Here is a 25,220-nt window from a genome sequence, read left to right as displayed (position 1 = left end):
TGATGAACCGCACCAATGCCAAGGGTGTTGACCAGTGGCCGTACGACTGCTGCTGGACAGCCGACATGAAATGACGTTTCGGATGGGGCTGTCTCCACGGGCGGCGGCCCTGGCAAGCCTGCGCTTCCTCGACGATCGCTGGAGAGCCGGCCGCGGTGAGGTGGCATCGAGCCCTGAAGCCCAGGTGCACGTCACACCCGTCCACCCTTTCGGGCTCGCCGACATCAGCTGCCCGGGCAAGGTCAGGCGGGCGATGGGCCGCACGCCGCGGCCACCCGGCAGACAACCGTGCAGGCTGCTCCTGTCCGGCATGGCCCATCCGAGAACACGGCCGTTCCAGGAGATGCCGCTGGCCCAGGCGGATGCGTGGACGGACTTACGCCACATCCTGGAAGCGGATCTGCGGTATCGGATGCGCAAGCTCGCGACGGGAGGGCTTCAGGCGCTCTTCGCCGACCTCAACGTCTCTGTCCATTTCGACGGCGAGATCCTCGAGGTGGACACCCGATGCCAGACCGAGCTCGGCAGTTTTGACAGTCTCGTGCTCATGCCGACCCTGCTGTGCAATCGGATCGTGCTGCTCGTATCCGACCCGGTGGTGCTGCTCTATCCGGCATTCAGCGCGAAGAGCTGGGACAGATGCCGCTCGTGCACGGCCCGCGACCTCCGCTCCGTCGTCGGCGGGAATTCCCTCGGGCTGCTGGAAGATCTCCGGGAGCCGCGGACGCTGGAGGAGCTGGCCTGCCGGTACAACCAGGACCTGCTCGTCGTACGGCGTGACCTGGCCGTCCTTGAGGCGGATGGCCTGCTCAGCGTCTGCCCGGGGGCGGCGGAAAGCTATGAGCTGTCCAGGCTCGCCGTGCTGCTCATGGGGTCCAGCTGCTCGAGCTGCACGTAACAGCTGTGGTTGGCGCCTTCCCATGGCCATGGACATGGGCTCTGCTATTATGCATGCAGGTTCGAGTATGCGATGCCTGGAGTCCAGACTTCTGTACCGGCGTAGGCTCGTCCGAGGCTTGAGTTCAGAGTCAGCTGGCAAGATAGTGGAAGATGCCATGACAAAGCAATACGCGATAACCATCGCCCCCGTAGTGGACGGCCAAGAGGCAAAACCTGACATGGTTGTCCGCGTCGAGATCATCGACGGTCAGCCGCACGTGGTGGAGTTCACCATGCGTGCCCAGGTGGGTGCCGACCTGGCGAGCGGCCCGCTGCCCTTCGTCGATCTGGAATACCTTGCCAGGGCATTCGCCCCCACGGAGAGTGCGCACGCGGTCACGCCGCCCCCGCCGCCGGCGGCGGCGCCGAGCGCACCCGAGCCGCCTGAGGCCGAGCCTGCCCGCCGCCCGGTTGCCCGCAAGCGTGCCGCTCCCCAGGCGCCGGCCGCGGGCGGTGGCCTGACCACGGCCAGGGCCTATCGCAAGATGCCCGATCCCGCGGAGTTGCAGCGCGTTTACAGCGAGGCCAGCAGCATCGCCGGCGTCGCCAAGCACTACGACGTCCCCACGCACACAGCTCAGGGGTGGATCAGCCGGCTGCGCCGCCGAGGGCTCGCGGAAAAGACCTAAGCCGCTGAAGAGGGATGTATCCGTGCATGGCACGGCCCTCCTCGGGAGCAGCGGCCAGTTGGCGCCGCTTGAGTACGCGCACCGCCTCGGTGGTGGGCCAGGCGAAGACCTTGGTGACGCTCAGCGCGCCCGAGTTCATCGCGATGTACGCCCCCCGCACGTCTTTCGCGTCACCGGCATGATCCATTCTCGCCGCTTACTCGGCAAGGCAGCCCCCAGCCGCATCGGGCTGGGGCCGTGCACCGCCGGCTCCGCGAACCCCGCCCACGTCGCTCTCCCCGCGCCCAATGAGGAAGGCCACCACGGACGCGTCTCCGACTTGACCGCTTACGACCACGGACGCGTGTCCTCGTCGAGCAGAGCGCCGAGATCGGGGACATTCAGCGGCATCGCATCCTCAAAGCCATAGATGGCAGATGCGCAATAGATGATACGAGTATCACCCGGCAAGGGTGGCCGCTCCCGATCCGCCGATCTTCATCACCCTGCCTGACAGGGCTCCTGGCATCCGCCCAGGTCATGACCTCGCCCAGGGGCGGGGGAAGGCGTTGCCGTCCAGCCGGTCGCCCGCGGCGAGTTTGAGCGGATCGGTCACGACGTGCCCGGTCCCGCTGTAGCGGGTCGCCTCGTCCATGTAGATGGTGACGTGCGCGAACCGGGCCTGGTCGGTGCGGTTGGGGAGTGCCATGTGGCCGGTGTAGCCGCTGTGGAAGGTGCAGTCGCCGGCACGGAGCGGCACGGTGACGCGGGGGATCCAGCGCAGCGACGGTTCCATCTCGAACAGGTCCTCCTCGTGGTGGAGGTCCTGTGGGCGCAGGCCGGTGCGATCCTGGGTGCCGGGCAGGAAGGTCATGCAGCCCCGCTCCGGCGGGACGTCGACCAGTGCGATCCACGCCGACAGCGGGAGCCGGTCACCCGCGTGCGGCCAGTAAGGACGGTCCTGGTGAAACTCCGTGGCGGCGTTGTTGTGCGGCTTCTTGACCAGCATCTGGTCGTGCCAGAGCCGCAACGGGAACCCGGCGAGCTGTTCGGCGATCCGGCCGAGCCGCCGGTCGAACGTGAGCTCCCGCAGCGTCGGATCGCGTTGCCAGACGTTGACGAGCTGGCTGAAGACGCCCTGCTTCTCCAGGCTCTCCGCGCGATGCGCCGCCAGGAACGCGGCCGCGCCGGCCCGGAAGCGCTCGATCCGGTCGGGTTCGAGGACGCCGCGCACTCGGACGAAACCGTGCTCACGGTAGGCCGCCACCAGTTCCTCCGACACCCGGCCGTCTGCGCCGACGTCGCTGGCGGACTGCTCGTTCGTGGCCGTCATCACCACTGACCTCCAAGGTTCTCGCCGTTGGGATACTGCAAGCGTCGTCGTGGTGGGCTGTTCAGGGCTAGGCCGATCCCGGCATGTAGCCGTACGATCCCGACATGCCTGCCACCCTGCACGAGCACGCGCTGTTCGCCGGGAGCCCGGTCCTGGCAGGTGTCCACCATCTGAACCGCGACATCGAGCCGCACGCGCACGACTTCCTCGAGATCGCCGTGATCGGAACCGGTGACGGCCGGCACGTGACCAGCCAGGGCGAGCGCCCGCTGCGGCGCGGGCAGGTCATCGTGCTGCGCCCCGGCGCCTGGCACGGGTTCCGGGACTGCGCCGGCCTGACCGTCGCCAACTGCTGCCTGTCCGCCCAGACGCTGCGGGCCGAGTTGGCGCTGCTGTACGACATCCCGATGTTGCGCCGGATGTTGTGGACCGATCCGGTGGCGTCCGGCACGCACGGCGTGGCGGTCACGACCGTCGACCCGGCCGCCGCCGAGGAGGCCATCGCGGAGATCGGCCTGCTCGAACGGGACCTCGGGGCCGACCCGAGCCGGCCGGGCCGGGTGCTGGGCCGGCTGGTCACCGTGCTCGGCGTCCTGGCCGACGGCCGTGGCCCTGCACAGGAGACGCTCGAGCCCGCCGTCCATTACGCGGTCGCCGCCACCATCGCCCGGTTCGAGGCGGAGCCCGCCCATCCGTGGCGGCTGAATGATCTCGCCAGGGCGGTCAACCTGGATCCCGCCTATCTCGGCCGGCTGTTCGTACGGTACGTCGGGCTGACGCCGCTCGGCTTCCTGGCCCGGCTGCGGGCCGAGCGCGCCGCCACGCTGCTGGCGCACTCGTCCCTGCCGGCCGCCCGGGTCGGCGCCGCCGTCGGCTGGGACGATCCGACGTACTTCGCCCGCCGCTTCCGGACACTGGTCGGGCTGACACCCACCGAGTACCGGCGATCAGCCGCCCACCGGAGCGGACCCGATCGGCCAGGAACGCAGTGATCGCCCAGGCCGAGGCCACGTCCCACGACCAGACCAGCACGTATACGCACGCCCCTGCGGTGGCTGCGCACGATCTAGGACGGGAGAAAGACTATGAGGATGCAATTCGTGTACACGAAGTGCTTGGGCGATGTCCGGTCGTGGCGCGTCGGGGAGTGCGGCCGCAGGTCTCGTGAGGATATCGATTCCTAGCTTTAGCAAGCTGTAACAGGGAGTTCTTGACGGTGGGCACCCTGGCTCCTAGATTTCTGAGAAATCGATTGCTCGCCCCCAAGAGCTTTCGAACGATCAGGAGGATGGATATGTCAGCCTTCGAGAGGGTGACCCGCAGATCGCTGCTGCGTGGCGGCGCCGTGATGTTAGGTTCGGCCATGGCGACGCCGCTGCTGTCGGCGTGCGGGGGCGGGGGCACGGGCGGCAACGCCAAGGAGCTGACGTTCTGGAACTTCTACGGTCCCAACCCGCAGGCTGACGCGCAGAGCAAGTGGTTCACCGACCTGGTGGCGGCCTGGAACGCGGGCAATGAGGTCAAGGTCAAGCTCCACTACCTGCCCGTGTCGGAGTACCTCGCGGGTACGGCCCTGCAGACCGCGTTCTCCGCCGGTGAGGGGCCGGACATCTTCCTGCTCAGCCCCGGCGACTTCCTCCGGTACTACAACGGCGGCGTGCTGACCGATCTGACGCCGCACCTCAAGCCCGACCAGATGGCCGACTTCGCCGACGGCGTGCTCGACACCCGCAAGGTCGGCGACAAGGTCTACGGCCTGCCCATGGAACGCGAGCCGCTGGCCGTCTACTACAGCCTCGACGCGTTCGAGCAGGCGAAACTCTCCGAAGGCGACATCCCCAAGACCTGGGACCAGCTCCTCGACGTGGCCGCCAAGCTGACCACCAAGGACCGGTTCGGGATGTTGTTCGAGACCATCCCCGGCTACTACCAGAACTTCACGTGGTACCCGTTCATGTGGATGGCGGGCGGCTCGGCCGTCCCGGACAACGGGGGGCCCGGCTTCAACGCGCCCGGCGTGCACAGCGCGCTCAAGCTGTGGCAGGACGCGATCACCAGCAAGGTCGCGCCGCGCAAGCCGCAGGGCGACGGCGCCGGCAACGCGCCGGCGAACCTCGGCTCCGGCTACGTCGCCATGCAGCAGAGCGGCATCTGGTCGGTGTCGGAGCTCGAGCAGCAGCAGAAGGACTTCAAGTACGGGGTGTTCCCGCTGCCCGTCCCCGACGGCGGCACGTACACGACCGACATCGGCGGATGGGCGTTCGTGGCCAACGCCAAGGGCGCCAACCCGGAGGCGGCGGCCACGTTCATTGCCTGGGCGCTGGGCGCGACCGACGCCGAGGGCGTCGAGCGCGGACGGCAGTGGAACACCGTCGTCAAGACGAACCTGCCCGCCCGCAAGTCGGTCGAGGCGGCGGCCAAGTCGGCGGGGGCGTTCGACACGCCCGCGCTCAAGGTCTTCCTGGAGCGGGTCGTCCCCGGCGGGCGGACCGAGCCGCGCTACACGCCCGAGGTGTACAAGGCCGTGTCGGACGCCATCCAGGCCGCCCAGCTCGGCGGGGTGGACCCGGCGCAGGCGGCGGCCGAGGCCGCATCGAAGATCGACACGTTCCTGAAGGGCTACAAGGGTGCGGCGATGTTGTGAACCGGCCCGAGTGGAGAGAGGCGGTAGGTGATGGCCACAATGGTCGATTCGAGCGCGCCCGTCACGACGCCCGCCGGCACGGCGCCCCCGAGGTGGACGCGCCGCAGGAGGGAGGCCCTGGCCGGGTACGCGTTCGTCCTGCCTGACCTGCTCGGCCTGCTCGTCTTCGTCGGCCTGCCGATGGTGCTGGCCGTCGGCGTGTCCCTGTTCAGCGTGGACGGCTTCGGCGGTTACACCTTCGTCGGCCTGGACAACTTCGCGCAGATGGCGGGCGACGCGCAGCTCTGGCAGAGCGTCCAGGTCACGCTGAGGTACATGGTGACGTTCGTCCCCATCGGCTTCGTGGTCAGCCTCGGGCTCGCGATGCTGGTGCGCGACCACTTCCCCGGGGTCGGCCTGGTGCGCACGATGTTCTTCCTGCCGCACGTCATCAGCCTCGTCGTGGTCGGCGTGGTGTGGCAGTTCCTGCTGACCGACAAGCAGGGCGCGGTGCCCGCGCTGCTGCGGCCCTTCGGGCTGGGCGATGTGTCGTTCCTGGGCAACCCCGCCCTCGCGCTCGGGTCGCTCGTGGTGATCAGCATCTGGTTCCTCATGGGCTACCAGATGCTGATCCTGCTCGGCGGGCTGAAGGACATCCCCAAGGAGTACGAGGAGGCGGCGCGGGTCGACGGCGCCAGCGCGTGGCAGCGTTTCAGGTATGTCATCTGGCCGCTGCTCCGGCCGACCAGCTTCTTCGTGCTGGTCAACTCGACCGTCGGCGCCGTCACCGGGCTGCAGGCGTTCGACCTGGTGTACGTCCTGACCAAGGGCGGCCCCGCGGGCAGCACCTCCAGCGTCGTCTTCTACATCTACCAGCAGGCTTTCACCTTCAACAACTACGGCTACGCGGCGGCGCTGACCACGGCGGTCGTCGCCTTCCTGGTCGTGGCCACGGGGGTCATGTTCGGGGCCACGAAGGGAGGCCGGTTCGATGTCGGTTAGGCTGCGCGCGCTCGTCGGGTACGTGCTGGCGGCCGTGACGGTCGCGCCGCTGGTGTGGCTGCTGGTGGTGGTGCTCAAGCCCGCGGACGAGCTGTTCGACGTGGCGTTGCCGAGCAGGCTCACCCTGGACAACGTCCTGTACGTGCTGACCGAGGTGCCCATCGGCCGCTACATGCTCAACAGCGCGATCGTCTCCGTGGCGGTCACGGTGATCGCGCTCGTGCTGCACTCGATGGCCGCCTACGCGCTGGCCCGGCTGCGCTTCCCCGGCCGGCAGGTGATCTTCTCGATGATCGTCTCCACGCTGCTGGTGTCGCTGCCGGTGATCCTCGTGCCGCTGTTCCTGGTGGCCAGGCAGCTCGGGCTGCTGGACACGTACGCGGGGCTGATCCTGCCGGCGATCTTCCACGCCTTCGGGATCTTCCTGCTGCGTCAGTACTACCTGACGATCCCGCGTGAGCTGGAGGAGGCCGCCGACCTCGACGGATGCGGATATTTCCGGCGCTGGTGGCAGGTCGTCGTGCCCCTCAGCCGGCCCGTGCTCGCCTCGCTGTCCGTGCTCTTCTTCCTGGCCAACTGGAATGCGTTCCTGTGGCCGCTGACCGCCACCCGAGACCCTGGGCTGCGCATGGTGCAGGTCGGGATCGCCACCCTCCAAGGCCAGTACGGCTCGGCCTGGAACTACGTCCTGGCCGCGACGTTGATCGCGGCCGTGCCCACCCTGATCGCGTTCGTGCTCGGCCAGCGCCGGCTCGTCGAGGCGATCAAGACCTCCGGACTGAAGTAAGGATCACATCGCATGACCTATGGCAACTACGGCAGCAGCCTGCGCGACCTGCCCCGCCTTCGGGCCTCCAAGCGCAAGCGGGTCTCCAGCTACGACCGTACGGGCGGCAACGAGGACCGCCTGACCGTCCAGGCCGGCACCACCGTGACGCTGGCCGACATCGAGGGGCCCGGCTCCATCAACCACATCTGGTGCACGGTGGCGCTGCCGCTGAAGGACGTGCCGGACGCGGTGGACGTCGACTACCTGCGCCGGCTCGTTCTGAAGATCACCTGGGACGACCAGGAGCACCCGAGCGTGCTGGTGCCGCTCGGCGACTTCTTCGGCATGGGCCACGCCAAGACGGCGAACTTCGTCTCCGCGCCGCTGCAGATGAGCCCGCAGGACGGCAAGTCCTTCAACTCGTGGTTCCACATGCCCTTCGCCGGGCGGGCGCGGGTGGAGCTGATCAGCGAACTGTCGGCCGAGCCGGTGTTCTTCTACTACTACATCGACTACGAGCTGTTCGACTCCGCCGCCGACGACCTCGGCTACTTCCACGCGCAGTGGCGTAGCGAGCGGCCGACGGACGGGGTGCCGCAGGGCACGCAGAGCAACCGCGAGTACCAGGTCGAGGGCATCAACGACACCGGCGACGGCAACTACGTCATCCTCGACGCGCAGGGGCGCGGCCACTACGTCGGCTGCGTGCTCAACATCCGCAACCTGCGCGAGACCAGCGACTGGAACTGGTACGGCGAGGGCGATGACATGATCTTCATCGACGGAGAGCCGTTTCCGCCCTCCCTGCACGGCACCGGCACCGAGGACTACTTCAACACCGCGTGGTGCCCGACGCAGACGTATCACGCCCCCTACCACGGCATCACCATGCCCGGCGGGGACAACTGGAGCGGCGAGATCTCCCTCTACCGCTTCCACGTCGAGGACCCGATCACCTTCACCGAGTCCATCAGGGTGACGATCGAGCACGGCCACGCCAACAAGCGCTCGGACGACTTCTCCTCGGTCGCCTACTGGTACCAGACGCTGCCGCATCGCCCGTTCGGGATCGCGCCCGTCGAGGAGCGGTTGCCGTTCCCGCGCTCTCGGTAATCGATTTCCTTTGCCTGCGATGAGAATGGGACGAGGTTGCTCAAGATCCAAGATGTCGCCCGGCACGCCGGGGTCTCCGCCGCTACGGTCTCCCGCGTGCTCAACGGCCGCTCCACGGTCAACCCGGAGCTGGCGGCACGCGTGCACGCGGCGGTGCGGGAGCTCGGCTACCGGCCCAACGGCGTCGCGCGCAACCTCAGGCGCAGGCAGACCACACTGTGGGCGGTGCTCGTCTCCGACGTCGGCAACCCGTTCTTCACCTCGCTCGTACGCGGGGTGGAGGACGGGGGCCGGCAGTTCGGCTACTCCGTCGTCCTGTGCAACACCGACGAGAACCGGGCCAGAGAGGCCGAGTACATCGCGGTGGCGCTGGCCGACAACGTGGCCGGGGTGATCATCTCGCCGGCGGACGACTCGTCGGACATCAGCGCCCTCGTCGCCGCGGGGACCGCCGTGGTCACCATCGACAGGGAACTGGCCCAGACCGAGGTGGACGCCGTACTCGTCGACAACGAGAAAGGCGCCGAGATGGCCACCACCCATTTGCTGGAGTCCGGCTACCGGCGGATCGCCTGCATCACCGGGCCGCGCCGCATGTCGACGGCCATGCAGCGGTTGCGCGGCTACCAGCGGGCGCTGCGCGCCTTCGGACTGTCGTCCGACCGCACGCTCATCCGGCACGCCGACTTCCGGGAGGAGGGCGGGTACTCGGCCCTGGCCGGGCTGCTGGACGACGGGGTGGAGATGGACGCCGTCTTCGCGGCCAACAACCTGATGACGGTGGGGGCCGTGGAGTGCCTGTCCGAACGCGGGGTTTCGATCCCCGGGCGGGTGGGGGTGATCGGGTTCGACGACATTCCGTGGGCGCGGCTGTTCCGTCCCGGGCTGAGCACGGTTCGGCAGCCCACGTACGAGCTCGGGCGGGCGGCGGCGCAACTGTTGATGGACCGGATCGACAACCCGGCCCGTCCCGCTGTCCGAATGGTGCTGCAGACGGAACTCCACCCACGCGAAAGCTCGTCGCCCCGTAACCCCTGAGCTCCGAAGTCGACACGGTGTCGCCGAAGAGTGCGCCGCTCACACTGCGGCCTGACGCGCTGGGCCACGTTGGCAGCGGCGATCAGGCCACGACGTCGTGATGCGGTTCTGGCTGTCTCGGCGGCGGCGTGGTGGTGGTGCGGGTCCTCTCAAACGCCCTCGTGCGGCGGGTTCTGAACCATGTCCCTGTGCGGTGCGGACGTGTCCAGGGGGCCGTGGATGCGGTTCCTGGGGCGGTAAGGCCGTTGTGGGAAATCGGTTCACCGTTGCGATTCTGTGATGTGACGCGGCATTGACGGTCTTCAAGGGGAGATCTAGCTTGAGGGGAAATCGATTTCTGGGCAATCGATTTCCCAGAAACATCACCCCCCTGGAGGTCAACAGCCGTGGCACGTATCGGAGTGCTGAGCATCTCGGACGGACGGGACTTCGTCGCCCGCGATCTCGTCGACCACATCACCACCGCCACCACCGCCCTGGCGGAGGCCCTGCGGAAGGACGGGCACGAGGTGATCGTGGCGCCGGAGATCGTGTGGACGAACGAGCTGGCCACCTCCCAGGCGCGCTGGCTGGCCGACCAGCGGCCCGACTTGACGATCTTCAACTACGCGGTCTGGGCCTTCCCGCACTTCACGATGCTGGCCGCCGAGGCGACCCCCGGGCCGCTGCTGCTGATGGCCAACATCGACCCGGCCCAGCCGGGCATGGTCGGCATGCTCGCCGGCGGCGGAGGGCTGGACCAGATCGGGCGGGTGCACGCCCGCGCCTGGGGTGACATCGAGGATCCCGCCGTCAGGGAGCGGGTGCTCGTCGAGGTACGGGCCGCGCAGGCCGTGCGCGGGCTGCGCGGTTCCACGTTCGGGCGGATCGGCGGCCGGCCCATGGGCATGTACACCGCCGTCGCCAACACCGACCAGTGGATGCGCACGTTCGGCGTGGACGTCGAGGAGATCGACCAGTGGGAGATCGTGCGCCGCAGCGAGAACGCGTCCCAGACCAGGGTGAAGGAGGCTCGCGAATGGCTCGAGACCAAGGGCAACGTCCACTACGACGGCAAGCAGCTCACGCCTGAGCTGCTGGAACGGCAGATCCGCACGTACTACGCGATGCGCGAGCTCATCGACGAGTGGAACCTGGACTTCTCGGGCATCAAGGGCCAGCCCGAGCTGACCACCCACTTCTGCACGATGGACATCGCCGAGGCATTCCTCAACGACCCCTACGACTGGGAGGGCCCCAAGGAGACGCACGTCTGCGCCACCGAGGCCGACATGGACGGCGCGCTGACCATGCAGATCCTCAAACTGCTGAGCGGCGACCCGGTGCTGTTCGCCGACGTGCGGCACTACCACGCCGACAAGGACGTGTGGGACCTGTGCAACTCGGGCCAGCACGCCACCTGGTACGCCGCCCGCTCCGACGACCCCGCGGAGAACCTGGCGAAGACCCACTTCCACCCCGAGGTGTTCTTCTTCCCGGCGGGCGGCGCCAGCGTGCACCACCTGGCGGCGCCGGGCGCCGCCACGTTCGCGCGGCTCACCCGCAGGGACGGCGCGTACCGGATGCACGTGATGCGCGGCGACTTCGAGCTGTACGACGACGCCACCAACGAGGCGATGGCCCGCCAGTCGACGTTCGAGTGGCCGCACGCCTTCACCAGGCTGCACGTGCCGGCCACCGAGTTCCTCGGCCGGTTCGGCTCCAACCACATCCACGCGGTGCCCGGCGACTACGTCGCGGAGCTGCGGGCGGTGTGTGACCAGCTCGGCGTCGAGTTCGAGGGGTTCGGCGATGCGGCGTAGGCTTCAGCGGTTTTCCATTCTCGCGCTCACCGCCGCTCTCGCGGCCGGGACGACGGCGGTCCCCGCCCACGCGCAGCAGACCGGGACGACGGCGGTTCCCGCCCACGCGCAGCAGACCGGGACGACGGCGGTTCCCGCCTTCGCGCGGCAGGCCGTGACGGACAAGGGCCCGGTCGGGTGGGACGTCTACCGGCGGCTCGACCGGCTGCCTGAGCTGACCACCGGCGTCCAGACCAAGCAGTTCTCCAGCTTCGACCGCACCGCCGACAACAACGACGGCTTCGAGGGCACCTACTCCTGCCTGCGCACCCTCGGCACCTCGTGCGTGATCGCCGAGCACACCGGGGCGGGCGAGGTGCAGTCCATCTGGTTCACCAGGGACGGCGGCGACGTCACCCGCACCGGCAAGATCACGATCGAGCTCGACGGCCGCAAGGTCGTGGAGAGGAGCCTGCAGGACCTGGTGAACGGCAAGCTCGGCGCCCCCTTCGCCTACCCGCTCGTGGGCAACGCCGACCAGAGCTCCGGCGGCGTGTACGTCGCGGTGCCGATGCCGTACCGCCAGTCGATGCGCATCACCACCGAGCACAACCCGCTCTTCCACCACGTCACCTACCGCACGTTCGCCGACGCCGAGGGCGTGCGCACGTTCGACCCCGCCGACAAGGCGCAGGACGTGATCGACCGGTTCAAGGCGGGCGGCGACCCCAAGCCGGCGCTCCCGGGCGCGCGCACGCAGGACGCCGCGGTCAGGCTCGCCCCCGGCCAGTCCGTACGGCTGGCGCGCACGAACGGCTCCGGTCTGCTGTCCGCGATCCGCCTGCGGCTGCCCCAGGCCGAGCAGGTGCTGCCGGACACCGAGGCCGACGAGGGCCGGGCGTTCGGCAGGGGCGGCTCCAGCGAGTTCACCGTGAAGATCGACCCCGCCAACGACGGCGTGCGGCTGACCAGGCGCATCGACCCGGCCCTCGGCAGGCAGGTCGCCAAGGTGCTGGTGGACGGCCAGGAGGCCGCCCAGTGGGCGCCGAGCAAGCTGGGCGCCTCCGGGATGTGGGCCGAGGAGGTGGTCGACCTGCCGGCCGCCGCGACCAAGGGCAAGTCGCAGATCACGGTCAAGAACGTGTTCGTCTCCTCCGACCTCGACTACAACGAGTTCACCTACTGGGTGGACAGCGCGGGCCGGCGTACCGACACCGTGGACGTGGGCGACGCCGCGAACGAGGCCGCGCACCAGTACAAGATCGTCGCCCAGACCTGGCAGGGGGAGCGGACCTTCGCCTTCCCGATGGACGAGGCCCGGCTGGCCAAGGTGCGGCAGGCGCAGGAGGTCCTGCAGGGGCTGCGGCTGAGGATCGTGTTCGACGGGACGCGGACCGTGGACTCGCCGGTCGGGGAGTTCTTCGGCACCGGCCACGCGATGATGCCGGTCAAGTCGATGATGTACGAGGTCGACGCGGCGACGAGCGCGATGGCGGCGTGGTGGCCGATGCCGTACCGGACGGGCGCCACGGTCGAGCTGTTCAACGACTCTGACAGGACCGTCGAGGGGCAGGCGTCCGTCACGTCGACCAACCGCCCGATGGCAGGAAATATCGGTTATTTCAGGACGCAATCCCGCGCCGGCGCCACCACCCCCGGCAAGAGCTGGCCCTTCCTGCGGGCCACCGGCCAGGGCAAGTTCGTCGGCGTCACCCACACCATGCGCGGCCCCACGAACCGCAACTACCTGGAGGGCGACGAGCGCGTCTACGTGGACGGCTCGCGCACCCCGCAGATCCACGGCACCGGCACCGAGGACTTCTACCAGGCCGGCTGGTACTTCAACCGCGAGACCTTCAACACCCCCTTCCACGGCAACCCCGCCCACCTGGCCCCGGCGACCGGCTGCCCGGCGGACAATGACTGCACCGGCGCCTACCGGCTGATGATCGGCGACGCCGTCCCGTTCGGCAGCGCGATCACCTTCGACATCGAGCACGGCTGGACCAACGACGTCGAGGGCGTCTACTCCTCCACCGCCTACTGGTACGGCTCGGGGAAGAACGCCACGACCCGCACCGACTCGCTCACCGTCGGCGACCCGGCCAGCGAGCGCGCGCACGGCTACACCGGCCAGGGCGAGCCGGTCACGCTGGAGTCCGCGTTCGAGGGCGACTTCAGGAACACCGACAAGCTCAAGGCCGCCCACCGAGTCACCGAGGCCCCGATCGGCTTCACGCTGAAGATCGACAAGAACAACCGGGGCGTGGAGCTGCGCCGCACGGGCGACCAGAGCACCGCGGGGCAGCACGCCGAGGTCACCGTGAACGGGCGGCGGCTGCCCGACTGGGTGCAGCCGCTCGGCAACCAGAGCCGCAAGTGGCTGGAGGACGTCTACCAGATCCCGGCGGCGGCCACCCGCGGCGCAGGCGAGATCACCGTCCGGCTCACCCCGAAGACTCCCTGGTCGGCGGCCTCCTACACGGCATGGAGCCTGCGGTGACCATCCTGGCGATGCGGGCCATCGGCAAGTCCTTCCCCGGTGTGCGGGCGCTCGACGGCGTCTCGCTCACCGTCGGGGAGGGCGAGGTGGTGGCCCTGCTCGGGGAGAACGGCGCCGGCAAGTCCACGCTCATGAACATCCTGGCCGGGGTGTTCAAGGACTACGAGGGCGAGATCGAGATCGGCGGCCAGGTCGCCCACATCCACTCGCCCAAGGACGCCCGGCGGCACGGGATCGCGATGATCCACCAGGAGCTCAATCTGGTGCCCGAGCTGTCCATCGCCGACAACATCTTCCTCGGCAGGGAGCGCGCGATCCTCGACCGCAAGGGCATGGAGGCGCGCACCGCGGAGCTGCTGCGCGGCCTCGGGCTCGACCTGTCGCCGCGCCGGCTCGTCAAACAGTGCAAGATCGCCGAACGCCAGCTCATCGAGGTGGCCAAGGCCCTGTCGCAGAACGTCCGCGTCCTGGTCATGGACGAGCCCACCTCGGCGCTGGCCGACGCCGAGGTGCGCCGCCTGTACACGGTCATCCGCGACCTGACCGGGCGCGGCGTGGCCGTCATCTACATCTCCCACCGGCTGGAGGAGCTGGAGGAGATCGCCGACCGGGTGGTCGTGCTGCGCGACGGCCGTTACATCGGCGAGCGCGACGGCGTCGACCGGGACGAGCTGATCCAGATGATGGTCGGCCGGCCGCTGGGCGAGCTGTTCCCGAGGGCCGAGGGCGGCTCCAGGGGCGGGGAGCTGCTGAAGGTCGAAGGGCTGTCGGTGCCGGGCGAGCAGGGCTCGGGGCGCACCGCGCTGCGCGAGGTCTCCCTGTCCGTACGGGCCGGCGAGATCGTCGGCGTCGCCGGGCTGATGGGCGCGGGCCGCAGCGAGCTGCTTGAGTCGATCTTCGGCGTGCACAGGGCGGCCGCGGGCAAGATGAGCCTGGGCGGCAGGCTGTACCGGCCGAAAAGTCCGAAAAGCGCGATCAGGCGCGGTGTCGCGCTGGTCGCCGAGGACCGCAAGGCACAGAGCCTCGTGCTCGGCAACACCATCGCCTTCAACGCCAGCCTGCCCTCGCTCGGGCGGTTCCTGCGGTTCGGGATGGTGGACGCCCGGCGCGAGCACGCCGCCGTCGATGAGCGGGTACGCGAACTGCGCGTCAAGGCCCCCGGCATCCGCTTCACGGTCGGCAACCTGTCCGGCGGCAACCAGCAGAAGGTCGTGCTGGCCAAATGGCTGCTGACCACACCCTCGCTGATCCTCATGGACGAGCCCACCCGCGGCATCGACGTCGGCGCCAAGGCCGAGATCCACGCGCTGATGTCCGAGCTGGCCACCTCGGGCAAGGGCGTGCTCGTGGCCTCCTCCGAGCTGCCCGAGCTGCTGGCCATGTGCGACCGGATCCTCGTGCTCTGCGAGGGCCGGATCACCGGCGAGTTCGGCAGGGGTCAGGCAAGCCAGGAGGCGATCCTCGAAGCCGCCATGGCACGACAGCAGGTGACCACATGATGACATCCGGGGAGAGCCGGACGCGGCGCACGCTCTCCGCCCTCGGAGCCGCCCAGGCCTACATCGGCCTGGTGCTGGTCCTCGCCGTGGGGATCGCCACCAAGGGCGAGATGTTCCTCAACGAGACGAACCTCACCAACGCCATCGGCGCCTTCGCCTCGCGCGGCATCCTGGCCGTCGGCGTCACGCTGGTGATCCTGACCGGCGGCATCGACCTGTCCGTCGGCTCGCTGCTGGGCATCGCCTCGATGACGGCGGCGATGATGCTCTCGAAGTACTCGCTGGAACCGTGGCAGATCGTGCCGGTCTGCATGCTGGTGGGGGCCTTGTTTGGTTTCCTGAACGGCGCCGGTACGGCCTGGCTGCGCATCCAGTCGTTCGTCATGACGCTGGCCATGCTGTCGGTCGTGCGCGGCCTGGACCGGCAGATGAGCGACAACGTCAGCGTCGGCACCCAGATCGCCGGCCCCGACGGGAAGCTGACGCCGCAGGCGGAGGCCTTCCAGCTCTTCGGCACCCCCGGGCACAACCTGTTCGACCGCGTCTACTACCCGGTGCTGGCCTTCATCGTGGTCTGCATCGTCTTCCACCTCATCCTCACCAAGACCCGGTTCGGCCGGCACGTGTACGCCGTCGGTGGCAACCCCACGGCGGCCAGACTGTCCGGCGTCAACGTCACGGCGGTCACGATCGCGGTGTTCACGCTGTCCGGCATGCTCGCCGGGTTCGCCGGGCCGATCGACGCCGCCTACAGCGCCTCGGCCGATCCGCAGGCCGGGCAGTCGTTCGAACTGGACGCCATCGCCGCGGCCGTCATCGGCGGCGCGTCGCTGGCGGGCGGCAAGGGCACGATCGCGGGCACGTTCGTCGGCGCCCTCATCCTGACGCTGCTCGACAACGTGCTCGGGCTGAACGCGGTCAGCGACAACTGGCAGCTCGTGATCAAGGGACTGATCGTCGTCGTGGCGGTCGTCCTGCAGCGTCCCGATCTCTTCACGTTCTTCCGAGGAGGGTCTCGATCATGAAGAAGACCGTCACCATCGTGCTCTGCGCGCTGCTGACCGCCGCGTGCGCGTCCAAGGCGCCGGCCCCGTCGGCTTCCTCGGGCGGCGAGGGCGGCAAGAAGTTCGTCGTGGGGTACTCACAGTCGAACAACGCCGAGCCGTACCGGGCGCAGCTCAACCTGCAGTTGCAGCACTTTATGAAGAAATATCAGGACATTGAGTTGCTGCCGATCGCCGACGCCAAGCAGTCCAGCGCCACGCAGGTCTCCCAGGTCCAGAACTTCATCACCCAGAAGGTCGACGCGCTCATCGTCTCGCCCACCGAGCCCGCCCCGCTGACGGCGGCCGTCCAGCAGGCGTGCGAGGCCAAGATCCCGGTCATCGTGCTCGACCGCACCGTGAACACCGACTGCTTCAGCGCCTTCATCGGCGGCGACAACGTCCTCATCGGCAAGAAGGCCGGGGAGGAGGCCGTCAAGCTGCTGCCGAACGGCGGCAACATCGTGGAGCTGCGCGGCATCATGTCCAACCAGCCGCAGATCGACCGCGACAAGGGCTTCCGCGAGGCCATCGCCGCCAACCCCAAGATCAAGATCATCGCCGACCGCGAGGGCAAGTGGCTGAAGGAGCAGGCCACCCCGATCATGCAGCAGTGGCTGGCCCAGCACCCCCAGATCGACCTCGTGTACGGGCACAACGACCCGATGGCCCTGGGCGCCTACCTGGCGGCGCAGGCGGCCGGCAAGGCCGACAAGATCAAGTTCATCGGCATCGACGGACTGGCCATCCCCGACGGCGGCATCCGCGCGGTCCAGCTCGGCCAGCTCTCGGCCACCTTCATCTACCCGACGGGGGCGGAGGAGGCCGCCGACACCGTCAACAAGATCCTGCACGGCCAGCCGGTCGAGAAGCAGCAGGTGCTCGGCACCACGCAGGTCTCCAAGGACAACGCCGCCGACCTGTACAAACAGTACGACCTTTCAGGACAGAACTGATGTTCCTCGGTATCGACATCGGGACGTCGAGCTCCAAGGGGGTGCTCGTCGCCCCCGATGGGACCGTCGTGGTCACGGCGGTACGCGAACACCCGACGGCCACGCCGCGCCCCGGCTGGTTCGAGCACGACGCGCTCGAGGTGTGGTGGGCCGACTTCGTCTCGATCGTCACGGAGCTGGCCAGGCCGGACGTGGCCGCCGTCGGGGTGAGCGGGATCGGGCCGTGCGTGCTGCCCTGCGCCGAGGACGGCACGCCGCTGCGCCCCGCGATCCTGTACGGCGTCGACACGCGCGCCACCGCCGAGATCGCGGCGCAGAACGCCCGTTACGGCACCGACGCGATCATGGAACGCTGCGGGTCGCCGCTCACCTCGCAGGCCGTCGGGCCGAAGCTGGAATGGCTGCGCGGGCACGAGCCGGAGGTGTGGGCCGGAACCAGGCGGCTGTTCATGGCGCACTCGTGGCTGGTGCACCGGCTCACCGGCGCGTACGTGCTCGATCACCACTCCGCCAGCCAGTGCACGCCCCTGTACGACACGCGCACCCACGAATGGATCACCGACTGGGACGTCGCCCCCGGGTTGGAGCTGCCCGAGCTGGCGTGGAGCGGCGACGTGGTCGGGACCGTCACCCGCGCCGCCTCCGAGCTGACCGGGCTGCCCGCCGGGATCCCGGTGGTCGCCGGGACCATCGACGCCTGGGCGGAGGCCCTGAGCGTCGGGGTCGGCTCGCCCGGCGACGTGATGCTCATGTACGGGACGACCATGTTCATCGTCGAGGTCCTCGCGGAACGGGCCACGTCCCCCAAGCTGTGGGGCACGGCCGGGGTGGCGCCGGGGACCTACAACCTGGCGGCGGGCATGGCCACCTCGGGAGCGATCACCGCGTGGCTGCGCGACCTGACCGGCGCCTCCTTCGGCGACCTCACGACGGAGGCCGCCGCGGCCGGGGCCGGGGCCGAGGGGCTGCTGATGCTGCCGTACTTCGCGGGGGAGCGGACGCCCCTCTTCGACCCGGACGCGCGCGGGACGGTGATCGGGCTGACGCTGCGGCACGGGCGCGGTCACCTGTACCGGGCCGCCCTGGAGGCGACGGCGTTCGGCGTCCGGCACAACCTGGAGGCCATGCGCGAGGCCGGCGGGAAGGGCGAACGGCTGGTGGCGGTCGGCGGCGGCACCCGTGGCGGGCTGTGGACGCGGATCGTCTCCGACGTGCTGCGGCAGGAGCAGGAACTGCCCGCCCAGACGGTCGGCGCCGCCTTCGGCGACGCGATGCTGGCGGCCGGGGCCGTCGGCGTGTCGTGCGCGGGCTGGAACCCGGTGACGAGCGTGGTACGGCCCGACCCCGAGGCGGCCGAGGAGTACGAGCGGCTCTATCGACTGTACCGGGAGCTGTACCAGGCCACATCACACATCGCCCACGCCCTCGCCTGACGCAAGCGCCCGCCGACAGGGGCGCCGCCGGGGATGAGGCCCCGGGTGGCGTATCGTCCGGGGCGAGGTCAGCGGGCGCTGCTCTGGCGGGCGCGGAGTTCGGCGGGGAGTACGACCGTGGCGGGGTCGGCGGACGGGGTGGCGATGCGGTCGACGAGCAGCCGGGCGGCCATGCGTCCCAGCTCGTACGTCGGCTGCGCCACCGTCGTCAGGGAAGGCCGCACGAGGTCGGCCCAGGGGATCTCGTCGAAGCCCACCAGCCCCATCTCCCCGGGCACGTCCACCCCGTGTTCGGCCAGGCAGCGCAGCGCCCCCACGGTCATGAGGTTGTTGGCCACGAACACCGCGTCGGGCCGCTCGGGAGAGGACAGCAGCGATGACATGGCATCGAAGCCGCCCTGCTCGCGAAAGTCCGTGCGCACGACGATCGGCGGGCCTGACAGGGCCTCGGTGTAGCCGCGCAGGCGCAGGTCGGCGGTGCTCACGCCCTCGGGCCCCGTGATGCAGGCGATGCGCCGGTAACCGGCCGTCCGCAGGTGCTCGGTGGCCGCCCGCGCGCCCGCCTCGTTGTCGACCACGACGGTGTCGACGGCGCCGCGCGGCAGTTCGCGGTCGATGGCGACGACCGGGATGGGCGAGTCGAGCAGGTTCTTGGCCGCCTTGACGCTCCCCGACGAGGAGATGATCACGCCGGCCATCTGCTCGCTCAGCGCCGCCGCGACGTACGTCTCCTCCTTGTCCGGGTCCTCGTCGCTGTTGCACAGCACCACCGAGTAGCCGGCCTGCTGGGCGACGTCCTCGATGCCGCGCACCGTGGCGGTGAAGAACGGGTTGCCGATGTCGGAGATGATCACGGCCCAGAGTGTCGTGCGGCTGCGCCGCAGGTTGCGCGCCACCGCGTTGGGGCGGTAGCCGAGCTCTCTGACGGCGGCGAGCACCCGCGCGACCATGTCGGGGTCGACGGTCTGGGCGCCGTTGAGCACGCGGGAGACGGTGGCCGCGGAGACTCCGGCCTCACGGGCGACATCGTAGATAGTGGGCATCGCACCAAGTTTCTACCATCGCGGCGGCCTACACTGTGGCGCCGCAGTTGATCTCATCCTGAGCAATCGCTTTCCCATCAAGATCATACTCCCACATTTCCGAATTTCTTGAAATATCCCGTTTTAGCTGGGTCAATAATCAACATTAATCCTGACAATTCGGGGCTTGACGCGTGTCATGTCGCGATTGTACGTTCATCGAGAAATCGATTGCTCACAGCTCTTCTCCCACAACCCCCCACCCTCGTGGCCCCCGAGCAGCGTCCCGCGCTCAGGGGTCACCGCACTGCCAGGAGAAGTCATGTACCGGTTCGTCCGACGATGCCTGGGCACTGGGTTGGCCACCCTGCTCATCGCGTCCATGGCGGCGTTCCCGACCACCACCACCGCGCAGGCGGCCGCCGCGCCGCCCCCCAGCCCGTTCTTCTCGACGGTGCAGATCGACTCGGGCGCCACCGTCGGCGCGCCCGCCATAGGAGACAACCGCAACCACGGCGACCTGTGGCCGAACTGCTGGTCCGACGACGACAACGTCTACACCGCCTACGGCGACGGCATCGGGTTCGGCGGCGCCTACAGCGACATCGGCGTGGCCAAGATCTCCGGCATGCCCGGCAACCTCACCGGCGCCCAGCTCCCGATCGGCGACAAGGTCGGCCAGGTGTGGACGGCGAACCACACGCGCAAGCCCACGGGCATGGCCTGCGTCGGCGGCACGCTCTACCTCGCCGTGCAGGACCTCGCCTTCGACTTCGACGACGCCCCCGCGGCCACGATCGCCAAGTCCACCGACCGGGGCCAGACGTGGACGTGGGACAGATCGGCGCCCATGTTCGGCAACGGCGTGTTCAGCACGATCATGTTCCTGGACTACGGCAAGGGCTACGCCAACGCCCCCGACGGCTACCTGTACGCCTACGGCCTCGACCACAACTGGCGCGACTCCTTCGCCAACCGGGTGCCCGACCCCGTGGACGTCTGGCTGGCCCGCGTGCCCCGCGACGCGGTGCAGAACCGGTCGGCGTGGCAGTTCGTCAGCGGCTTCACCGAATCGGGCACGCCCACCTGGTCGTCGGACATCGGCCGCCGCGTCGCCGTACTCCACGACGACCGCCGCATCTACCCCGACGTCTACACCGCCGGCCGGGTCAGGAACCTCAGCGTGATCAGCCAGGGCGGCGTCGTCTACAACAAGCCGCTCAACCGCTACATCTACACCTCCTGGACGGAGTACACCTTCGAGTTCTACGAGGCGCCCACGCCGTGGGGCCCGTGGAAACACTTCGCGAGCAAGGACTTCGGCGGCTACCCGTGGACGCGGACCAAGCACGGCGGTTACGCGACCACGATCCCGTCCAAGTACATCAGCGCGGACGGCAAGTCGATGTGGCTGCAGTCGAACGTCTGCCCGTGCGGCGGCGGCTACCCGCAGGGCGAGCACTGGGCGTACACGTTCTCGCTGCGCAAGATGCGCCTGGAACCGCACGTGGACACCACCGCGACCAACGGGCCCGACGGCGGCAGGAACCTGGCCAGGGAGCCGGGCGCCACCGGCGTCGAACGGGCCACGCACTTCGGCAACACCGCCTTCTACAACGACGGCAACCGGGCCCAGAGCGAGGACGACTGGAACGACGAGCGCAAGGGCGCGAGCTGGTGGGGATACACCTGGCCGCGCGAATACCTGATGAACAAGGTCGTCTTCACCAGCGGGCAGATGTTCGGCGACGGCGGCTGGTTCGGCGCGAACCTGCGGGTCCAGGTGCGCCGTGACCACCGGTGGGAGGACGTCAGCGGGCTGCGCGTCACGCCGGACTACCCCTACGACAACACGGCGGGGCCGAACCGCACGTACGAGCTGGGCTTCGACCCGATGGACGGCGACGGCGTGCGGATCATCGGGGCCCCCGGCGGCACCCGCACGTTCACCTCGATCGCCGAGCTGGAGGTGTACTACACGCCGAGCACACCGGGCCGCGCGCTCGGCGGGTCACCGGCCGACTTCGACGCCGACGGCAAGGACGACATCGTCACCTTCACCCACGGCGCCAACGCCGACGTCTACGCCGCCAAGTCCACCGGCACCGGCTTCGGCGGCGGGGAGAAATGGCATGACTTCTTCGGCCTGAACGGCGAGACCACCCTGTGAAAGAGAAACACGTGAGAAAGCTCATCGCCGCGTTTTCGGCGATCCTGGTCGTCGTCGCGGGCGCGGTCGCCATGACCACGCCCGCGGCGGCGGCCGCCGCCGACAAGGGGCCGATCGGCTGGGACGTCTTCCGGCGGCTCGACCGGCTCCCCTACCTGAGCCCCGGCACCCAGACCAGGCAGTTCTCCAGCTTCGACCGCGCCGGCGGCAACGTGCAGGACGGCTTCGACGGCCGCTACTCCTGCCTGAGCAAGACCTCCAACGGCCAGTGCGTGATCGCCGAGGACACCGGCCCCGGCGAGATCTCCTCCATCTGGTTCACCAGGGACGAGGGCAACGTGTCGGCCACCGGCACCATCACCATCGAGCTCGACGGCGCCGTCGTCGTCAGCGCGCCGCTGCAGGCGCTGGTCAACGGGCAGACGGGCGGGCCGTTCGTGTACCCGCTCGTGGCCAACGCCGACCAGAGCTCCGGCGGCGTCTACATCAAGGTGCCGATGCCGTACCGGCAGTCGATGCGCGTGCACGTCCAGAACAACCCGCTCTTCTACCACGTCACCTACCGGCACTTCCCGGACGCGGAAGGCGTCAAGCGGTTCGACGCCACCGAGAACGTCTCCGACGTCGTCAACCTGCTGAAGGCCTCCGGCACCCGCGACCCGAAGCCCGCGCTGCCCGGCGCCGAGACCGTCACCCAGAAGGCCACGCTGACGGCAGGCCAGGCGCGGGAGCTGGCCAGGCTCACCGGGTCCGGCGCGATCTCGGCGCTGCGGGTCCGCGTGCCGGACGCGCAGGCCGGCGACGACACCCTCGCCGGGCTGCGGCTGCGGCTGGACTTCGACGGCCGCAGCACCGTCGACTCGCCCGTCGGCGAGTTCTTCGGGTCGGGGCTCGGCGAGCACCCCGTCCGGTCGCTGCTGTTCGCCATGGACACCGCGCCGGGCGGCTGGTACACCACCTGGTGGCCGATGCCGTACCGGACCGAGGCCAAGGTCAGCCTGGTCAACACCACAGGCCGCACGCTGAGCGACCTCGAGGTCCAGGTGACCTCCGCGGCCGACCCGGCCTGGGCCGACGCGCTCGTGCCCGGCGGCGAGGCCGGCTACTTCACGACCGAGTCACGCCGCGGCGCGGTCGTACGGGACGATGACTGGCTGTTCGCCGACCGCACGGGCAGAGGCAAGTTCGTCGGCGTCAACCACACCATGCAGGGGCAGATCGCGGCCGGGAACACGCGGCAGTACCTCGAAGGCGACGAACGCGTCCACGTGGACGGCGCCCTCACCCCGCAGATCCACGGCACCGGCGCCGAGGACTTCTACGAGTCCGGCTGGTACTTCAACCGCGGCACCTTCTCCAACCCGATGAACGGCAATCCCGCCCACGAGAAGAACGGCGGCGGCTGCCAGTACGAGTGCGACGCCACGTACCGGCTGATGGTGTCGGACGCGGTGGAGTACTCGACCGCGCTGCGGTTCGGGATCGAGCACGGGTTCCAGAACGACGCGCCCGCCACCTACGGCTCGACCGCCTTCCTCTACACCCAGCCGTACTTCGGCGCCCACCGCACCAGCGTCATCGACGTCGGCGACGCCACCAGCAGGGCCAACAGCGACTACAAGGAGAGCGGCGCGGCCACGCAGGCGACGCTGACCTCCGTGTACGAAGGCGACGAGGACCACCGGTCCGTACGCGGCGTCACCCGCACCACCTCCAGCCCCGTCTCGTTCCTGCTCGGCGTGGACGGCGACAACGCCGGGGTGCTGCTGCGGCGCACGTCCGACCAGGCCGAGGCCCACCAGGCGGCCCGCGTCCTGGTGGACGGCGTGGACGTGGGGGAATGGCGGCAGCCGCTCGGCAACGCCGTCCAGCGCTGGCTGACGGACACGTTCTCGTTGCCGGCGAGCGTGACCAAGGGCAAGCGCCTGGTCCGGGTGGAGCTGCGGCCCGTCGCCGGCGCGCGGCCGTGGAGCGCCGCCCGCTACACCGCCGACAACCTCATCCCCGCCCAGCACATCGACGACCGGGCCCCGCGGCCCGCCGAAGGCCCGGCGCTGATCGGCGGCGCCGACCACGCGCTGCACCTCACCTGGCGCGAGCCGGGCGACGACCTCGGCATCCGCGAGTACCGCGTGTACGGCTCCACCACCCCGGGCACCCAGAACACGCTGCTCGGCACCACCCGCGTCCCCGGATTCACCCACGGCCCGCTCAAGGCCGGCACGACCTGGTACTTCCGCGTGGTCGCGGTGGACCTGTCGGGCCGGACCTCCGACGTGGGCGCGGTGTCCGGCCGCGCCGGCACGCCCACCCGTACCGACCTGAACAAGGACGGAAGGGACGACGTGCTGACGTTCACCCGAGGGGCCGCCGCCGACGTGTACGCCTCCCTCTCCGACGGCGCCACATTCATCCAGGACGGCTGGAAGTGGCACGACCTGTTCGCCACCGGCCAGGAGATCGCCCTGACGGGCGACTTCGACGGCGACGGACGCGACGACGCGGTCACCTTCACCCGGGGCACCGCCGCCGACGTGTACGTGTCGCTGTCCGACGGCGGAAAGCTCGTGCAGCAGTCGTGGAAGTGGCACGACAACTTCGCGGTCGGCGACGAGATCCCCGCGGTCGGCGACTTCGACGGCGACGGCAAGGACGACATCGCCACGTTCACCAGGGGCGACTCCGGTGACGTCTGGGTGGCGCTGTCCACCGGCTCCGGCTTCGCCGGGGCGCGCAAGTGGCACGACCGGTTCGCGATCGGCCAGGAGATCCCGGCGGTCGGCGACTTCGACGGCGACGGCAAGGACGACATCGCCACGTTCACGCGGGGCGAGGCGGGCGACGTGTTCGTGGCGCTGTCCAGCGGCAGCGTCTTCCGCCAGGACGGCTGGCGCTGGCACGACCACTTCGCCATCGGCTCCGAGACGCCCGCCGTGGGCGACTTCGACGGCGACGGACGCGACGACATCGCGGCCTTCACCGGAGGCGCCGCCGCCGACGTGTACGTGTCGCTGTCCGACGGCGGAAAGTTCGTGCAGCGGTCGTGGAAGCGGCACGACGACTTCGCCCCGGGCGACCAGGTGCCCGGCGTCGGCGACTTCAACGCCGATGGCAAGGCCGACGTGATCGCCTTCACCCGGGGTGAGGCCGCGGACGTGTTCGTGGCCACCTCCGACGGCGGCCGGTTCGGACCGAACGCGACCAAGTGGCACGACCGCTTCGCCGTCGGCGCGGAATGGCCACAACCCAGCCAGATCCGCTGACCCACTGCCGAGCCGACTGGGTTCCGTATCCCCCGCGTCAGGGGAACACGGAACCCAGCCGGAGGCAGAGGAACCGCAGACCGCCCCGAGGTCGGTCAGGGAGTGCCGGTTCGTGGCTGGCCAGG

Annotated in this window: 18 protein-coding genes; 16 read left to right on the top strand and 2 right to left on the bottom strand. The window is 69.4% G+C overall.

What is annotated here, in order from left to right; all coding sequences use genetic code 11:
- Positions 1 to 82: 82 nt before the first annotated feature.
- On the top strand, positions 83 to 898 hold the full coding sequence (locus ACFOY2_RS43390; protein ID WP_379533981.1) for a hypothetical protein: 816 nt from the start codon (positions 83 to 85) through the stop codon (positions 896 to 898).
- Between the two features lie 220 nt (positions 899 to 1,118).
- Positions 1,119 to 1,568 carry a hypothetical protein gene (locus tag ACFOY2_RS43385; RefSeq protein ID WP_379533980.1) on the top strand — a complete coding sequence of 150 codons (450 nt, stop codon included), beginning with the start codon at positions 1,119 to 1,121 and terminating at the stop codon, positions 1,566 to 1,568.
- A 517-nt stretch (positions 1,569 to 2,085) separates the two neighbouring features.
- On the opposite strand, the gene ACFOY2_RS43380 is transcribed toward ACFOY2_RS43385, so the two are convergent.
- Positions 2,086 to 2,880: a phytanoyl-CoA dioxygenase family protein gene (locus ACFOY2_RS43380; RefSeq protein ID WP_379533979.1), complete on the bottom strand. Its 795-nt coding sequence runs from the start codon at positions 2,878 to 2,880 to the stop codon at positions 2,086 to 2,088.
- Between the two features lie 104 nt (positions 2,881 to 2,984).
- Here ACFOY2_RS43380 and ACFOY2_RS43375 point away from each other — a divergent pair, with 104 nt between their 5' ends.
- The 12 genes from ACFOY2_RS43375 to ACFOY2_RS43320 all read left to right on the top strand — a co-directional run bounded on the left by ACFOY2_RS43375 (position 2,985) and on the right by ACFOY2_RS43320 (position 18,640).
- Positions 2,985 to 3,872, top strand: a complete 888-nt coding sequence (locus ACFOY2_RS43375) for a helix-turn-helix domain-containing protein (RefSeq protein WP_379533978.1) — start codon at positions 2,985 to 2,987, stop codon at positions 3,870 to 3,872.
- Positions 3,873 to 4,174: 302 nt separating this feature from the next.
- Complete coding sequence (locus tag ACFOY2_RS43370; RefSeq protein WP_379533977.1) at positions 4,175 to 5,524, top strand: ABC transporter substrate-binding protein; 1,350 nt, start codon at positions 4,175 to 4,177, stop codon at positions 5,522 to 5,524.
- Positions 5,525 to 5,563: 39 nt separating this feature from the next.
- Positions 5,564 to 6,505 (top strand): carbohydrate ABC transporter permease, encoded by a 942-nt coding sequence (locus ACFOY2_RS43365; protein WP_379533976.1) that lies wholly within the window; start codon positions 5,564 to 5,566, stop codon positions 6,503 to 6,505.
- Positions 6,495 to 7,292, top strand: coding sequence for a carbohydrate ABC transporter permease (locus ACFOY2_RS43360; RefSeq protein WP_379533975.1), 798 nt, complete (start codon positions 6,495 to 6,497; stop codon positions 7,290 to 7,292). The genes ACFOY2_RS43365 and ACFOY2_RS43360 overlap by 11 nt, the downstream gene beginning before the upstream one ends.
- A 12-nt stretch (positions 7,293 to 7,304) precedes the next feature.
- Positions 7,305 to 8,387: a glycoside hydrolase family 172 protein gene (locus ACFOY2_RS43355; RefSeq protein ID WP_379533974.1), complete on the top strand. Its 1,083-nt coding sequence runs from the start codon at positions 7,305 to 7,307 to the stop codon at positions 8,385 to 8,387.
- Between the two features lie 36 nt (positions 8,388 to 8,423).
- Positions 8,424 to 9,425, top strand: a complete 1,002-nt coding sequence (locus ACFOY2_RS43350) for a LacI family DNA-binding transcriptional regulator (RefSeq protein WP_379533973.1) — start codon at positions 8,424 to 8,426, stop codon at positions 9,423 to 9,425.
- 386 nt (positions 9,426 to 9,811) lie between these two features.
- Entirely contained in the window at positions 9,812 to 11,227 is a 1,416-nt protein-coding gene (locus tag ACFOY2_RS43345; protein WP_379533972.1) for an L-fucose/L-arabinose isomerase family protein, read from the top strand.
- The gene (locus ACFOY2_RS43340) at positions 11,217 to 13,709 is read left to right on the top strand and encodes a glycoside hydrolase family 172 protein (RefSeq protein WP_379533971.1); all 2,493 of its coding nucleotides are present in this window, start codon (positions 11,217 to 11,219) and stop codon (positions 13,707 to 13,709) included. Before ACFOY2_RS43345 ends, ACFOY2_RS43340 begins: the two co-directional genes overlap by 11 nt.
- The gene (locus ACFOY2_RS43335; protein WP_379533970.1) at positions 13,706 to 15,208 is read left to right on the top strand and encodes a sugar ABC transporter ATP-binding protein; all 1,503 of its coding nucleotides are present in this window, start codon (positions 13,706 to 13,708) and stop codon (positions 15,206 to 15,208) included. Before ACFOY2_RS43340 ends, ACFOY2_RS43335 begins: the two co-directional genes overlap by 4 nt.
- On the top strand, positions 15,205 to 16,233 hold the full coding sequence (locus tag ACFOY2_RS43330; RefSeq protein WP_379533969.1) for an ABC transporter permease: 1,029 nt from the start codon (positions 15,205 to 15,207) through the stop codon (positions 16,231 to 16,233). Before ACFOY2_RS43335 ends, ACFOY2_RS43330 begins: the two co-directional genes overlap by 4 nt.
- Positions 16,230 to 17,207: a substrate-binding domain-containing protein gene (locus ACFOY2_RS43325; protein ID WP_379533968.1), complete on the top strand. Its 978-nt coding sequence runs from the start codon at positions 16,230 to 16,232 to the stop codon at positions 17,205 to 17,207. The genes ACFOY2_RS43330 and ACFOY2_RS43325 overlap by 4 nt, the downstream gene beginning before the upstream one ends.
- Positions 17,207 to 18,640: an FGGY-family carbohydrate kinase gene (locus ACFOY2_RS43320; protein WP_379533967.1), complete on the top strand. Its 1,434-nt coding sequence runs from the start codon at positions 17,207 to 17,209 to the stop codon at positions 18,638 to 18,640. The genes ACFOY2_RS43325 and ACFOY2_RS43320 overlap by 1 nt, the downstream gene beginning before the upstream one ends.
- Before the next feature lie 68 nt (positions 18,641 to 18,708).
- Here ACFOY2_RS43320 and ACFOY2_RS43315 read toward each other — a convergent pair whose 3' ends face one another.
- Positions 18,709 to 19,683 (bottom strand): LacI family DNA-binding transcriptional regulator, encoded by a 975-nt coding sequence (locus ACFOY2_RS43315; protein WP_379533966.1) that lies wholly within the window; start codon positions 19,681 to 19,683, stop codon positions 18,709 to 18,711.
- 301 nt (positions 19,684 to 19,984) lie between these two features.
- Between ACFOY2_RS43315 and ACFOY2_RS43310 the strand changes: the two genes are divergently transcribed.
- Positions 19,985 to 21,832 carry a hypothetical protein gene (locus ACFOY2_RS43310; RefSeq protein WP_379533965.1) on the top strand — a complete coding sequence of 616 codons (1,848 nt, stop codon included), beginning with the start codon at positions 19,985 to 19,987 and terminating at the stop codon, positions 21,830 to 21,832.
- 11 nt (positions 21,833 to 21,843) lie between these two features.
- On the top strand, positions 21,844 to 25,095 hold the full coding sequence (locus ACFOY2_RS43305; protein ID WP_379533964.1) for a DUF2961 domain-containing protein: 3,252 nt from the start codon (positions 21,844 to 21,846) through the stop codon (positions 25,093 to 25,095).
- Positions 25,096 to 25,220: the final 125 nt, after the last annotated feature.

Source organism: Nonomuraea purpurea (genome assembly GCF_042650645.1).
Taxonomy (GTDB): Bacteria; Actinomycetota; Actinomycetes; order Streptosporangiales; family Streptosporangiaceae; genus Nonomuraea; species Nonomuraea purpurea.
The sequence above is the reverse complement of the archived record's forward strand: the minus strand, read 5'-3'. Positions and strand labels throughout refer to the sequence as shown.

Coding starts and splice junctions, on each gene's coding strand:
- ACFOY2_RS43390 (WP_379533981.1), top strand. CDS start 83: ATGGGGCTGTCTCCACGGGCGGCGGCCCTGGCAAGCCTGCGCTTCCTC.
- ACFOY2_RS43385 (WP_379533980.1), top strand. CDS start 1,119: ATGGTTGTCCGCGTCGAGATCATCGACGGTCAGCCGCACGTGGTGGAG.
- ACFOY2_RS43380 (WP_379533979.1), bottom strand. CDS start 2,880: ATGACGGCCACGAACGAGCAGTCCGCCAGCGACGTCGGCGCAGACGGC.
- ACFOY2_RS43375 (WP_379533978.1), top strand. CDS start 2,985: ATGCCTGCCACCCTGCACGAGCACGCGCTGTTCGCCGGGAGCCCGGTC.
- ACFOY2_RS43370 (WP_379533977.1), top strand. CDS start 4,175: ATGTCAGCCTTCGAGAGGGTGACCCGCAGATCGCTGCTGCGTGGCGGC.
- ACFOY2_RS43365 (WP_379533976.1), top strand. CDS start 5,564: ATGGTCGATTCGAGCGCGCCCGTCACGACGCCCGCCGGCACGGCGCCC.
- ACFOY2_RS43360 (WP_379533975.1), top strand. CDS start 6,495: ATGTCGGTTAGGCTGCGCGCGCTCGTCGGGTACGTGCTGGCGGCCGTG.
- ACFOY2_RS43355 (WP_379533974.1), top strand. CDS start 7,305: ATGACCTATGGCAACTACGGCAGCAGCCTGCGCGACCTGCCCCGCCTT.
- ACFOY2_RS43340 (WP_379533971.1), top strand. CDS start 11,217: ATGCGGCGTAGGCTTCAGCGGTTTTCCATTCTCGCGCTCACCGCCGCT.
- ACFOY2_RS43330 (WP_379533969.1), top strand. CDS start 15,205: ATGATGACATCCGGGGAGAGCCGGACGCGGCGCACGCTCTCCGCCCTC.
- ACFOY2_RS43325 (WP_379533968.1), top strand. CDS start 16,230: ATGAAGAAGACCGTCACCATCGTGCTCTGCGCGCTGCTGACCGCCGCG.
- ACFOY2_RS43320 (WP_379533967.1), top strand. CDS start 17,207: ATGTTCCTCGGTATCGACATCGGGACGTCGAGCTCCAAGGGGGTGCTC.
- ACFOY2_RS43315 (WP_379533966.1), bottom strand. CDS start 19,683: ATGCCCACTATCTACGATGTCGCCCGTGAGGCCGGAGTCTCCGCGGCC.
- ACFOY2_RS43310 (WP_379533965.1), top strand. CDS start 19,985: ATGTACCGGTTCGTCCGACGATGCCTGGGCACTGGGTTGGCCACCCTG.